This window comes from Nannocystis pusilla, from assembly GCF_020073745.1.
Lineage (GTDB): Bacteria > Myxococcota_A > Polyangia > Nannocystales > Nannocystaceae > Nannocystis > Nannocystis radixulma.
The window spans coordinates 1-12,792 of the sequence record NZ_JAIRAU010000021.1 but is presented as its reverse complement, the minus strand read 5'-3'; the positions used below and the strand labels follow the sequence as shown (position 1 = coordinate 12,792).

10 protein-coding genes are annotated in these 12,792 nt (G+C 71.1%); 7 read left to right on the top strand and 3 right to left on the bottom strand.

All coding sequences use genetic code 11. The features are described 5' to 3' along the window. The first annotated feature begins 160 nt into the window (after positions 1–160). Positions 161–1,474 carry an alpha/beta hydrolase family protein gene (locus K7C98_RS16680; RefSeq protein ID WP_224192670.1) on the top strand — a complete coding sequence of 438 codons (1,314 nt, stop codon included), beginning with the start codon at positions 161–163 and terminating at the stop codon, positions 1,472–1,474. A 90-nt stretch (positions 1,475–1,564) separates the two neighbouring features. Next, a complete protein-coding gene (locus K7C98_RS16675) occupies positions 1,565–2,167 on the top strand; it encodes a TetR/AcrR family transcriptional regulator (RefSeq protein WP_224192669.1) in 603 nt (200 codons plus the stop codon). A 100-nt stretch (positions 2,168–2,267) separates the two neighbouring features. Here the strand turns inward: K7C98_RS16675 and K7C98_RS16670 are convergent, their stop codons facing one another. Beyond that, the gene (locus K7C98_RS16670) at positions 2,268–2,987 is read right to left on the bottom strand and encodes a Bax inhibitor-1/YccA family protein (protein WP_224192668.1); all 720 of its coding nucleotides are present in this window, start codon (positions 2,985–2,987) and stop codon (positions 2,268–2,270) included. Positions 2,988–3,081: 94 nt separating this feature from the next. Here K7C98_RS16670 and K7C98_RS16665 point away from each other — a divergent pair, with 94 nt between their 5' ends. From K7C98_RS16665 to lnt, 5 genes are all read left to right on the top strand, one after another. After that, entirely contained in the window at positions 3,082–3,639 is a 558-nt protein-coding gene (locus K7C98_RS16665) for a hypothetical protein (protein ID WP_224192667.1), read from the top strand. Between the two features lie 20 nt (positions 3,640–3,659). Then, positions 3,660–4,406 carry a phosphoadenylyl-sulfate reductase gene (locus K7C98_RS16660; protein ID WP_224192666.1) on the top strand — a complete coding sequence of 249 codons (747 nt, stop codon included), beginning with the start codon at positions 3,660–3,662 and terminating at the stop codon, positions 4,404–4,406. An 82-nt stretch (positions 4,407–4,488) separates the two neighbouring features. Beyond that, positions 4,489–5,385 (top strand): metallophosphoesterase family protein, encoded by an 897-nt coding sequence (locus tag K7C98_RS16655; protein WP_224192665.1) that lies wholly within the window; start codon positions 4,489–4,491, stop codon positions 5,383–5,385. Between the two features lie 28 nt (positions 5,386–5,413). Further along, complete coding sequence (aspS, locus tag K7C98_RS16650; protein WP_224192664.1) at positions 5,414–7,216, top strand: aspartate--tRNA ligase; 1,803 nt, start codon at positions 5,414–5,416, stop codon at positions 7,214–7,216. Positions 7,217–7,295: 79 nt separating this feature from the next. Further along, entirely contained in the window at positions 7,296–8,915 is a 1,620-nt protein-coding gene (lnt, locus tag K7C98_RS16645; RefSeq protein ID WP_224192663.1) for an apolipoprotein N-acyltransferase, read from the top strand. 190 nt (positions 8,916–9,105) lie between these two features. On the opposite strand, the gene K7C98_RS16640 is transcribed toward lnt, so the two are convergent. Beyond that, positions 9,106–11,160: a hypothetical protein gene (locus K7C98_RS16640; RefSeq protein ID WP_224192662.1), complete on the bottom strand. Its 2,055-nt coding sequence runs from the start codon at positions 11,158–11,160 to the stop codon at positions 9,106–9,108. A gap of 833 nt (positions 11,161–11,993) precedes the next feature. Beyond that, positions 11,994–12,792 (bottom strand): hypothetical protein (locus tag K7C98_RS16635; protein WP_224192661.1); only part of this gene is annotated, 799 nt, incomplete at its 5' end.

Here is a 12,792-nt window from a genome sequence, read left to right as displayed (position 1 = left end):
TCGTGACATGTCTCGAGAGACACCGAGGGACGCCGACGGCCCGCTCGTGATCGCCCGTCAGGCAGGTCTGCGGATGACGGCCTAAAAAGAAAATGATGATTCGTTTTTTTTGAGTGACACCCCGGCCGCGAGGAGGTGTTGAAGCGCCGGAGGACATGAGATGCGCGCTTCGAACTGGATGTGGATGACCCTGTGGCTCTCGGCCTGCGATCCGGCGCCGGCGGGCGATTCGTCGCCGACCTGCGACACGGACATGGAGCCGGCCGGACCGCCGGAGCGGGATGGCTGGTGGGACCTGGGGATGGCCGACCCCGTGCTGAACGAGGTCGCCCTCTACTATCTCGGTCAAGCCTGGATGGGCGCGACCGACGTCGCCGAGGTGCTCGAGACGCTGGCGCGGGTCGATCCCGCCGACGAGCGCGGGTGGGCTGCGGCCTTCCAGCAGACCTCACGGCGCCTGCGAGCGCTCGCCGAGGCGACCGAGGCCGACGGGCACCCGCTGACCGCCGCGACGGCCTACCAGCGCGCCGCCACCTACCTGCGCGCCGCCCTGCACCGGCACCCCGATCCCTGGGACCCCGAGGTGGCCGCGCTGGCGGCGGAGGCGGTCGACCTGCACGCCCGCTACCTGCTGCTGTCGAACTCGCCCTGCGCCCCCGTGGCGATCCCCTACGAGTCCACCACCCTGCCCGGCTACTTCTGCCGCCCGCACGAGGCCGAGGGCGCCCAGCCGACCCTGATCTTCCACGAGGGCAAGGACGGCTGGGCCGAGGACGGCAAGTTCGTCGTCGATGCCGCCATGGCCCGCGGCTACAACGTGCTCCTGTTCGACGGCCCCGGCATGGGCAAGACCATCCGCCTCCAGGGCCTGCCGTTCCGCCACGACTGGGAGGCCGTCGTGACCCCGGTCGTCGACTTCCTCGTGAAGATGCCCGAGGTCGATCCGGAGCGGCTCGGGCTGTTCGGCGTGAGCCTGGGCGGCTATCTGGCGCCGCGGGCCGCCGCCCACGAGCATCGCCTCGCCGTGCTGGTCGCCAACCCCGGCGTGCTCGACTGGGGGGCCGCGATCCGGGCGGAGCTCGCGCTCATCGACCCGGGTCTGCCGGACCTCTACGCGTCGGACCGCGAGGCCTTCGACGCCACCGTCACGCAGATCATGGAGCACAGCGACTTCGTGCGCTGGGGCATTCGCGACGCGTACTGGCACCACGGCGTCGACACCCCGTCGGCCTTCATCGCCGAGGTCGACCGTTTCCGCCTCGGAGATTCCGTGGCCGACATCCGCGCGCGCACGCTGGTGTTCGACGCCGAGGCCGAGGGGCGCGGACAGGCCGCCGAGCTGTACGAAGCGCTCACCTGCCCCAAGGATTACCTGCGCTTCACCGCCGAGGAGGCCGCGCAGTTCCACGTCCAGCCCGGCGCCACCGCGATGCTCACCCACCGGCTGTTCGACTGGCTCGACGACAACTTGTGACCGACGCGCCACGCGGCCAGCTGCTCGACATGACCCGCTCGCGGCGCCGGGTGCCGCGGCGCGACCGGTTCTGGTAGACAGGGCGTCGCCGTGCCCCGCGTCACCCCCGAGCACACTGCGGCGCGTCGCAGGTTGATCCTCGACGCCGCCCGCGCCGTGTTCGCCCGCAAGGGCACCCGGGCCGCCACCATCGAGGACATCTGCGCGGAGGCAGGGATCAGCGCGGGAGGCATTTACACGCACTTCCCGAGCAAGGCCGCGATCCGCGAGGCGCTCCACGCCGAGGCGCGCGCGGCCAACCGGCGCTTCCCCGAGGCCATCCGCGCGGCTCCGGATCCGCTCACCGCCATGCGGGACATGGCGGGGGACATGTTCGCGCTCCTCGACGCGCCCGAGCTGCAGGTCGACCACCGCATGTCCTTGCAGATGCACGCGGACGCGGTGACCGACCCCGAGCTGGCGGCCAGCTACGCCGAGGTGCACGTGGACATGGTGCACGCCATCCGCGGCATCCTCGACGAGGCGGTCGCCGGGGGTCGCCTGCCCGACACGCTCGACACCGAGTACCTCGCGTGGACGCTGGTCGCCCTGTACCAGGGCGCCCGCGTCCAGAAGCTGCTCGTGCCGTCGCTCGACACGGCGCGGCTCGGCCAGATGGTCCGCGTGTTGTTGGCGGGCGTCCTCGGGGGATGAGCCGGGGCGACATCGTCGCCTGCTGGATCGTTGCAGGCGCAACCATGCCAAGGCCGCGGGCTCGGGCCCGCCGTTCACCCGGCCGGCCGTGTCGCCGGCCTCACTGCCAGGTCGTGACCTGCAGCGTCGCCAGCGTCAGGTTGACGTAGTCGAGGTACAGCTTGAGCGCCCCGATCACCGCCAGGTTCTCGCGGCTGCCGTGCACCCGGTACATCTGTTTGACCCGCTGGCCGTCGTAGGCGACAAACCCGGCGAACACCACCGCCAGCAGCACCTGCAGCAGCGCGTGCAGCCCCGGCTGCCCCATCAGGCTCGGGGGGCCGTGCAGCCGCGCCGAGGCGAAGTCGAGGAACATCGCGACCAGCGCCCCGATCAGCGCCGTCGCCAGCGCCGCGCCCCACGGGCTGAGGTCGCGGCGGCTGTAGTAACCGACCAGCGAACCGCCGACGAACACCCCGGCGGCGACTCCGGCGGCCGTGCCGAGCTGTTCCGCCGTCACCTCGGCTGCCGAGCCCAGCCACGCCAGCGCCGCCCCGAGCAGCACCGAGAACGTGAGGAACGCGACGCGGGCCAGGGTCGGCGGCAGGCGGTGCAGGCGGGCCCCGACCACCAGCACCGAGACTGCCAGCCCCGGCCAGAACAGCACCCGCAGCTCGCTCGCCTGGGCCATCGCCGTCAGGCGCGGCGCGCTGCCGATGGCGATCGCCGTGGCCGCGCTGAGGCCGACGCCGGCGGCCATCCACGCGTAGACCGAGTGCATGAATCGGCCCACGCCGGCGTGCAGGTCGATGCCCAGGGGATCGCGAAGGCGGTCCGACACCTTGCCACTAGGCCACAACCCCGACCCCCTCGTCAACGCTGCGCGGCGCCCGACCGCCATGGCGCCCGCCCGGCGGCCCGGGCACACTCCCGGCATGTCTCCTCGGCAGCTCGCTACCGGGCTCGGCCTCTGTCTGTCCCTCGCCTGCAACGCCAACCGAGTCACCGTCGGCGGCGGGCCCAGCTATCGCTACCCGCACCAGGAGGCCCACGGGCGGACCATGACCTGTCCCGAAGTACGCATGCCGCCCCTGCGTGACGGCGGCGTCTCGCCCGACGCCGCCCGCTGTTCGTTCTCCGACGCCCAGGGATCGCGCGTCGTGCACGTCGGCGGCAAGGTCCTCACCGAGGGCGAAGGCGCGTCCGAGCCCGGCATGGGGGTCGCCGACGTCGAGGTCGGGATCCACCGCCTCGCCGGCGTCTCGCTCAACCTCGAGGACCCCGGCCCCAAGATCGCGCACGCCCGCACCGACGCCCAGGGCCGCTACAGCGTCTCGGGCACCTTTCCCCCCGGCAATTACGCCGCCATCGCGCGCCAACCGCAGGACCAGCGGTTTTTGGCCTACCGCATGTTCGTCGTCGCCGAGAGCGCCATCGGCCGCATCGACGGCGTGATGATCACCATCCCGCTCGACAGGCGGCTCGGCCCCTGATCGGTGCTACAACCCCCCGTGTGACTGAACGCGGATCCGCCCCCGGCAGCGCCGGCTCCGAGGCCGAAAGCGACACCGAGCTGTCCGAGCTGGCCGGGCGCTCCGCGGCGCTCGAGGGCCAGCCGGCCGAGGCCATCCTCGCCTGGGTGTTCGAGCACTACGCGGGCCGGCGGATCGGCCTCAGCTCCGCGTTCGGGCCCGAGGGCTGCGCGCTGATCCACCTCGCCCGCGCGCTGCGGCCCGACGTGCCGGTCTACACCATCGACACCGGCTACCTGTTCGCCGAGACGCTCGCCGTGCGCGAGGCCTTCCGGGCCCAGGGCGCCGACATCCGCGTCGTCGAGCCGCTGGTCACGATCCGGGCCCAGGCCGAGCGCCACGGCCCCGACCTGTTCGCCCGCGACCCCGACGCCTGCTGCGAGATCCGCAAGGTCGAGCCGATGCGCCGCGTCCTCGACCGGCTCGACGTGTGGATCACCGCCATCCGCCGCGATCAGGCCGTCACGCGCCAGGGCACCCCGATCCTCGGCACCGCCCGTCGCGGCGACGGCAGCCTCGTCGTCAAGGTCGCGCCGCTGGCTGCGTGGACGCGCAAGGACACCTGGCGCTACCTCATCGACCACGAGGTGCCCTACAACCCGCTGCTCGACGCCGGCTACACCAGCATCGGCTGCGAGCCGTGCACCGCCCGCCCGCCGGGCGACGACGAGCGCGGCGGCCGCTGGTCCGGCACCGGCAAGACCGAGTGCGGGATCCACCACCTCTAGTTCATCTGCCCCCGGGGGCATGTCCTCACGGACCTGTCCGAACCGACCTGTCCTTACAAACCTGCCCTTAAGCACCTGTCCCATGCCGCTGCGCTTCGTCCACTGCTCCGACATCCACCTGCTCGAGCTGGCGGGCACGACCCCGCAGCGGTTCTTCAACAAGCGGCTGACCGGCGGCGTCAACCTGCTGCTCAACCGCGGCCGCAAGTACGACGGCGGCATGTTCCAGAAGATCGTCGCCGCGGCCCACGCGCACGCCGCCGAGCGGCTGGTGATCACCGGCGATCTCACCAACCTCGCGCTCGAGTCCGAGTTCGAGCACGTGCAGCGGCACCTCGAGGCCGCCGGCCTGCCGGTCACCGTCATCCCGGGCAACCACGACGCCTACACCCGCGGGTCGGCGCGCGCGCACCGGTTCGAGCACTACATGTCCGCGTTCATGGCGGGCGAGCGCGAGCCGGGCAGCGACTACCCGTTCGTGCAACGCCTCGGCGACGTCGCCCTCGTCGGCCTGTCGACCGCGATCCCCTCGCTGCCGCTGTACGCTGTCGGCCGCGTCGGCGACGACCAACTGGCGCGCCTCGGCCGGGCCCTCGCCCGCCTGCGCGGCGAGGGTCTGGCGCGGGTGGTCCTCATCCATCATCCGGTGGTCCGCGGCGTCGCCAAGCCGCGCCACGACCTGCTCGACCTCGACGCCTTCGGGGCCGTGATCGCCGAGCACGGCGCCGAGCTCGTCCTCCACGGCCACGAGCACCGGCGCATCGAGGGCTGGCTGCCCGGCCCCGGCGGCGCGCAGGTCCCGGTCCACGGCGTCGGCTCGGGCACCTATCTGTCACAAAAGCCAGGTCGTCACGGCGCCTACGCTCTTTACACCGTTCGTCCGGGCAGCGTGATCCGGGTGTATCACCGCTGGGACGGCCGCGAATTCGTCGCCGACGAGCCGGACGCGCCGCCGCTGCGCGGGACCGGCTCGCACTGACCGCGAACATCGTCTACATTCCCGGGCCATGTCCACCTTGCTCGAACACGGCCGCACCCACAACTGCGGCAGCTTGCGCGCCGCCGACGTCGGCGCCACCGTGGTCCTCTTCGGATGGGTCCACCGCCGCCGCGACCTCGGCGCGCGGATCTTCGTCCAGCTCCGTGATCGCTTCGGCATCACCCAGGTCGTGTTCGGCAAGGACCTCGACGCCGACGCCTACGCCGCCGCCGAGGGCCTGCGCGGCGAGTTCTGCGTCGCCGTGCGCGGCGCCGTGGTCGCCCGCGGCGACAACACCAACGCCGCCATGGCCACCGGCGAGATCGAGGTCCACGCCACCGCGCTGCAGGTGTTCTCGCCCGCCGACGTGCTCCCCTTCAACGTCGCCGACGACGACAAGCTCGACGCCAGCGAGGCCCTGCGGCTCAAGCACCGCTACCTCGACCTGCGCCGCCCCAGCCTGCAGAAGAACTTCGTCGTGCGCTCGCGCCTGGCCACGCTCACGCGCGTCGCCCTCGCCGAGCAGGGCTTCCTCGAGCTCGAGACGCCCTACATGGTCAAGTACACCCCGGGCGGCGCGCGCAACTTCCTGGTCCCGAGCCGGCTGAACCCGGGCATGTTCTACGCCCTCGCCGAGTCGCCGCAGATCTTCAAGCAGCTGTTCATGGTCGCCGGCATGGACAAGTACTTCCAGATCTGCCGCTGCTTCCGCGACGAGGACCTGCGCAACGACCGTCAGCCCGAGTTCACCCAGATCGACGTCGAGATCAGCTTCGCCACCCCCGAGCGGGTGTTCGCCCCGATCGAGGGCCTGATCCGCCGCGCCTGGAGCGAGATCCTCGGCGTCGCCCTGCCCGACCCGTTCCCGCGCATGACCTGGGCCGAGGCCATGTCGCGCTTCGGCAGCGACAAGCCCGACCTCCGCTTCGGCCTCGAGTTCGTGGACATCACCGACCTGGCCCATCGGTCAGGCGCCAAGATCTTCGAGTCCGCCCCGGCCGTGAAGGCCATCTGCGTGCCCGCGGCCCACGCCGAGCCGCTGTCGCGCGGCCGCATCGACAAGCTGACCGAGCTGGTCAAAAAGCGCGAGTCCGGCGGCGCCAAGGGCCTCGCGTGGGCCAAGGTGCAGGAGGGCGGCGCCTGGAGCTCGCCGCTCACCAAGTTCGTCACGCCCGAGTTCCAGGCCGAGATCAGCCGCCGCGCCGGCGCCGAGACGGGCGGCGTCATCCTCATCGTCGCCGACGCGCTCCACACCGTCCACGCCGCGCTCAACGCCCTCCGGCTCGAGCTGCGCGACAGCCTCGACCTCGTCAAGCACTCGGGCTCCGACCCGTGGCGGTTCCTCTGGGTCACCGACTTCCCGCTGTTCGAGAAGAGCGAGCGCGGCTACGTCAGCGCCCACCACCCGTTCACCTCGCCGCGCCTCGACCAGCTCCCGCTGCTCGACAGCGACCCGAGCCAGGTCCTCGCGCAGGCCTACGACCTCGTGCTCAACGGCAACGAGGTCGGCGGCGGCTCGATCCGGATCCACCAGTCCGAGGTGCAGGCCAAGGTCTTCCAGGTCCTCGGCCTGACCGAGGCGCAGATCCAGCAGAAGTTCGGCTTCCTGCTCGACGCCTTCAAGTACGGCCCGCCGCCCCACGGCGGCATCGCCCTCGGCCTCGACCGCCTCAGCATGCTGATGTGCGGCGCCCAGAGCCTGCGCGACGTCATCGCCTTCCCCAAGACGCAGAAGGGCACCGACCTCATGACCGGCTGCCCGAGCGGGGCCGACGACGCCCAGCTCGCCGAGCTCTACATCCGTCACCGCGACCTGCCCGCCGATGTCTGAGTCCGACCCGACGCCGTCGTCCGCGCCCCCGTCCGCGTCCCTGCTCGCGGCGGCGTCGGTGTTGGAGGTCCCCAAGGCCATGTCCGAAAAGACAGCCTTCGCCGCGCGCCTCGAGCAGCTCACCCCGCGCCGGCGCAGCCTCGTCCGCGTCGCCGCGGTGCTGCTGTGCGCCGTCTGCATGGTGCTCGGCTCGCCCGACCACAACCAGTGGTACCTCGCGTTCGTCGGCTGGGTGTTCTGGTTGGCCGCGATCGAGGGCCTGGCCCCGAAGAAGGCGTTCTGGCTCGGCTGGCTGTGCGGCATCGCCACCGTGTTCTTCGGCTTCTACTGGCTCACCGAGCTGCTGATCCGGTTCGCCGACTTCCCGACCTGGGCCACCCTCCTCGTCCACTTCATCTTCGCCGCCTTCCAGGGCCTGCAGTGGGCGGTGCCGGCCGCGGCGCTCAACTGGCTGCGCCGCCGCACCGGCCGCGACGTCCTCCTGCTCGCGCCGCTGTGCTGGGTCGCCGGCGAGGCGATGCTGCCGCACATCTTCCCGTCGTACCTGGCCCTGATGTGGTGCTGGCAGCCGCTGTGGCTGCAGGTCGCCGAGATCGGCGGCGTCACCACGGTGGGCCTCGTCCAGCTGCTGATCAACGCCGGCCTCTACGCCGCCCTGCGCGACTGGCTGCTCGCGCGCCGGGTCAACCGCCGCGCGCTGCTCGTCGCCGGCGCCACGCTGGTCGCCACCCCGATCTACGGCGCCGTCCGCATGGCCCAGGTCGACGCGATGATCGCCGACGCGCCCAAGCTCAAGGTCGGCGTGGTGCAGGGCAACTTCGGCATCATGGAGTGGGGCAACCCGCGCCAGAAGTTCCAGATCTTGCGCCGCGAGCAGCAGGAGTCGGCCCGCCTCGAGGCCGAGGGCGCCGAGGTCCTGCTGTGGGGCGAGACCGCCTACCCGTTCTCCTACGCCCTCCCGCGCGGCGACGGCTTCGACCTGCCCATCACCAACCCGCGCCGCGTCCGCCGCGACTTCACCATCCCGCTGGTGTTCGGGGTCGTCACCGCCGACCGCAAGGTCAGCGAGTTCGCGTGGAACACCGCCCGCGTGCTCGAGGCCGACGGCCGCCTCGGCGACAACTACGACAAGGTCTACCCGCTGTGGTTCGGCGAGTACACCCCGCTCGTCGACCCCCACTGGTTCAAGGAGATGGTCCCCTCGGCCTCTCACATCAACCCGGGGGATGGGCCGAAGGCCCTGCGCGTTCATACAGGTCCCGAAGGACAGCACGAGTGGCGGCTCGGCCCGCTGATCTGCTACGAGGACATCCTGCCGCGGTTCGCCCGCGGGGTCGCGGGCGAGGGCATCCACGCGTTCGTCAACCTCACCAACGACTCGTGGTTCGGCAAGTCCAAGGAGCAGGACCAGCACATGGGCCTCGCCGTGCTGCGGACGATCGAGAACCGCCGCGCCCTGCTGCGCAGCGTCAACGCCGGCATCAGCGTCTACGTCGACCCCAACGGCCGCGTGCTCGAGCGCATCGAGTCGACCAACCCCGACGAGGACGGCCCGACCCCCGCCTCCGGCTTCGTCGCCGAGGTGCCGATGATCGACCCCGACTACCGCACGCTCTACACGCGCACCGGCGAGCTGTTCAACGCCCTCGTCGTGCTCGGCCTGTGCGCCATCGGCCTCCGCGGCCGCCGCAAGGCCTGACGCCCGCGCGCGTCGCCTCCCGGCGCTTTCCCGCTTGACCTTGACACTGCCGTCAAGGTTAAGGGTACCGCCCGGGAGGAGTCGATGAAGATCGGAGAGCTCGCACCGCGCGGCGAGTACTCACGGCACGAGGTCGCCAGCCACAGGCCACCTTGACCAGACGGCCGGGATTTGGGACGGCCGCGGCGCGCTACTCGCCCCGGAACTTGTGCCAGGCACGCTCGAGGGCGGCTACGTCGGCGACATCGTGATGTTCGGCGAGCCACTGCGCGCGGAACTCATGCACTTTCTGCACGACCTCCGCGTCGGACATGTCCTCCCGCGCGAACTTGATTAGGGTGTCGAGGACTTGGGCATTTTTCTCCGCCTCACGCTCGCCGATCCACAGGCCGGCGAACTCCGCGGTCAAGCTCGGGCGGTCCTCCTCACCAACGAAGGCAAGCAACTCGCCAAGGGCGAGCGGGTCGAGAGCACCTCCCGGCGTCCCTTCTGGCTGAACGTGGCGGAGCAGGCGGTCCCATGTGACGATGAGCGGTGCGTGCGTCGGGTCGTCCGTCGCTCGCGACGCCAGCCACGCCAGCACCGTCTTGTCGTGGCGCTCCAGCATCGTGTCGCGGCGCTCGACCTTCAACTCGTGGCGCGCCCAGTCCCACGCTTTCTCGACCGACGCGAGGGCGGCGCCGTGGAGCGGTGTCTCGATGACGGTGATGTCGTAGCGAGCCAGCTGCTGACGCAGAAAATTCTCGAGCGTTCGTCGGGCGCCCTCGAAGTCCCCAGAGGCCCTTGCCTCCACGGCCTTCTGGAGGCCGAAGCTGGCGAGGAATGCGTCGAAGTCGCCCTCTCCCCGCTCGTTTCGCTCATTAACGAAGTAAGCTACGTACGCGTTCTGCGACAGGCGCAGGTCGTTGACGCGCGCCTTGATCAGGGTGCGATAATGGCGGGCGTTCAGCAGATGCGAGGCCATCTCTTCCAGCCACACTGCGGGCAACTGGAGCGGAAACCCAAGCCGGCGGGCGCACCGATGAAGCTCCCGTGCCACCACGAAGAAGCGTTGGCGCACGGGTCGGCGGAACAGCGCGCAGAACATCGGGATAGCGACGGAGGCGTCGAGCACCAGCGCGAGCGAGCGAGCATCGAGCGCGGCGAGTAACGCGTCCTGTTTCAGATTGGTCAAGGCGCGATACAGGGTCCCCATTGCCAACGTCCGACCCAGCTCCGAGAAGCGCGCGACGTCCAGTAGTTCCTGGAGGAGAGCGTCGCCTCGCGAGTCCCGGTGCAGACCGTGCGCCTCCAACTCGCGCCTGAAGAGCCGCAGTTGCGCGCCCAGATCTTCGAGCGCATCCGAGCCACCCACGTGCCGCAGGATCAGTGCCCCCAAATTTCGCAGCACGGTGTCGAGCAGATCGTCGGGCGCAGGTAGGCCGTTCTTCAACAACAACGGGCGAAGCTGGGCACGCAGCGCGGCTTCCTCCTGCTCTCGCAGCGCCCGCAGGCCTGCGTACGTCGAACGCATTTCAGGGCTCAGCGTCACCGAGCCGTTCACGCCCTGAACATGGCCCTGGCGGCGCAGGCGGTCGATGACGGGCAAGAAATGCGCAGCCGCGTCCGCGGACGAGCCGAGCAGGCGTGCGGCATCAGCACAGAGGACGTCGATCTTCGCCGCGCCCCCCGCGTGCGCAAGGGCGGTCAGGAGGCTCTTCTCTCGCACCACGTCACGGAATGAGCGGACGTCCGGGGAGAAAAATGCGTAGGCGAACGCCGCGTCGCGCCGGCGGTCGGAAGGTTCTTTCGGCTGCACGTTCGTGGGGAGCGAGATCTCGAAGATCGCTAGCACGTCGGACAGGACGCCGTTGTCGAGGACGATGTCAGCGATGGCCTGTTGATCAATGCGGTCCACATGCACGCCGAGCTTGTCCTGGAGGTCCCGCTGCACCGGACGAAAAGTGCCTTCGGGGATCCTGCGCGAACTGATGAAGAGCAGTCGCGATAGCCCCAGCTTGCCCTTGGCCTTGGCGGCGTCGCCACGCAGCTTGTTCTCCCATTTCTGCTCTACCGAGACCGCAATACCTTCGGGGAGCTCGGAGCCATCAGCGGCGAGAACCCTGAGGTCTGCGCCGCCGTCGTAAGGACCGTCAGTAATGCGGCTGTCCGCATAACCGGATAGCCGCAGAACAAGCCGCGCGAGCCGCCGCAACTGGTCCGGCTCTGCGGCCTCGATCAGGCGGGCCAGGCTGTCCGAGCGCATGGCTGCAGTGTAGACCACGGTTTTTTGGGTCCGCAAGCGAAGCAACTTGTGCTTCGAGAGCCCCAACCGCTCCGCAGGGACGTTAAATCCGACCCGTGCTCTATACTCGGCTGCGCAGCTTGCGCGGTCCGCGCTCGGGCCGCGGCGCGGCTGACGATAACCGCTGCGGGCCTCCCCACCGCCTCGCCGTCTTGCCGGCCCTCAAGCAATCCTTTTGCGTGAGGGCTGAGTGCTATGAGCCGTGTGCCTGCTGCACCACCGTCGAGCGTGCGAGGTCGGCTACTTCCTCGAAGGACAGGTTCGCTCGAGGCGGTTGCGCACTTGCTTCAGAGCCACAGGATGCAGTCGATGGTCGCGCAGTGGCGCGGTCACGTCGTGTCGGTGGCGCACGTGCTCGATATCCAAGTCCCTGTCGGCGAGCAGGCTCGCGCCCGCGACCTCCGGCTCCCGAACGCTCCTCGTACAGATGGCGCCGCACCCGGTCACCCACACGGCCGTCGTGGTCGAGGCTCGTCACGCGTCTCCCCCCTGCGGGCGCTCGCGCCGCTGTCTCATCCCGCGCGGCGTCGCGGCCGCGTTGCACCTCGCGCTACCGGAGCGTTCGCGCCGCGGTCTCGGCGCGCCTCGTGTCACTGCTGCGCCATGCGCGACCGCCCGCGCCAGCGCACCCCGTACATCGCCGCGCTTCGCACCGCCTCGCGTCACCGCTCAGACAGCTGCTCGCGCCGCTTCAAAGCGCACCACCAGCCCCGACCGCCCGCGCCAGCGCGCCCCGTACCTCGCCGCGCTTCGCACCGCCTCGCGTCACCGCTTCGCCAGCCGCTCGCCCCGCCTCAGAAGCGCACCACCAGCCCCGCCGTCCGCACCTGCACGCGCGCCCGCCCGCGGATCGCCCCGGCCACCAGCGCCGCCACGCCGGCCGCGAGCAGCGTCCCGGCCAGGATCCCGCCGACCAGCGCCATCCGGTTGGCGCGCAGCCCCTCGCTCACCAGCTCGGACTTCTGCTGCTCGCGCGCCTGGTCGCTGCCGCACGGGTCGAGCGGATCGGTGCCCTCGCAGGGGCGGGCGATCACCCGCCGCAGGTCGTCGTCGGCCGCGCGCCCCGTCAGCCCGCCGGCCAGCGCCACCACCCCGGCCACCACCGCCGCGCCCCCGAGCCCGGCCGCCGCGAACCCGGCCCTGCGGTCGAACCCGCGGCGCTGCAGAGCGGCAGGCGGGGCCGGCTGCGGCCCTTCCGGCGCGGATGCCCGCAGGTACATGTCCAAAAGTTCAGCCCTTCGGTCCTCGACCTTGGCCCGGTTCTCGTCGTCGGTCGGATCGAGCCCGCCGAGGTAGGCGTCGAGCGCCGCCACGGCCGCGTGCAGGCGCATCGGGTCGTCGGTCTCGCGGAACGCCCGCTCCTCCGCGTCCGCGATCGCCAGGGCCGCGGCGGCCCGCCGCGGCGCGTAGCCGAACCCGCCCGGCAGGGCCCGGAACGCCCGCCGCCACAGCGCGATCGCCCCCTCGCGGTCGCCGGCGTCGAGGCGCTCCTGCGCCGCCGCCGACAGCTTCGCCGCCTCGTCGACCCCGCTCGGCGCCTCCTCTCCAAGTTCGGTCCGCCGCGGCTCGACCCCGCGCGCCGGATCCTCGCCC

Excerpts from the sequence above, each read along its gene's own strand:
- K7C98_RS16680 (WP_224192670.1), top strand. The coding sequence starts at position 161 with ATGCGCGCTTCGAACTGGATGTGGATGACCCTGTGGCTCTCGGCCTGC.
- K7C98_RS16665 (WP_224192667.1), top strand. The coding sequence starts at position 3,082 with ATGTCTCCTCGGCAGCTCGCTACCGGGCTCGGCCTCTGTCTGTCCCTC.
- K7C98_RS16655 (WP_224192665.1), top strand. The coding sequence starts at position 4,489 with ATGCCGCTGCGCTTCGTCCACTGCTCCGACATCCACCTGCTCGAGCTG.
- aspS (WP_224192664.1), top strand. The coding sequence starts at position 5,414 with ATGTCCACCTTGCTCGAACACGGCCGCACCCACAACTGCGGCAGCTTG.
- lnt (WP_224192663.1), top strand. The coding sequence starts at position 7,296 with ATGTCCGAAAAGACAGCCTTCGCCGCGCGCCTCGAGCAGCTCACCCCG.
- K7C98_RS16640 (WP_224192662.1), bottom strand. The coding sequence starts at position 11,160 with ATGCGCTCGGACAGCCTGGCCCGCCTGATCGAGGCCGCAGAGCCGGAC.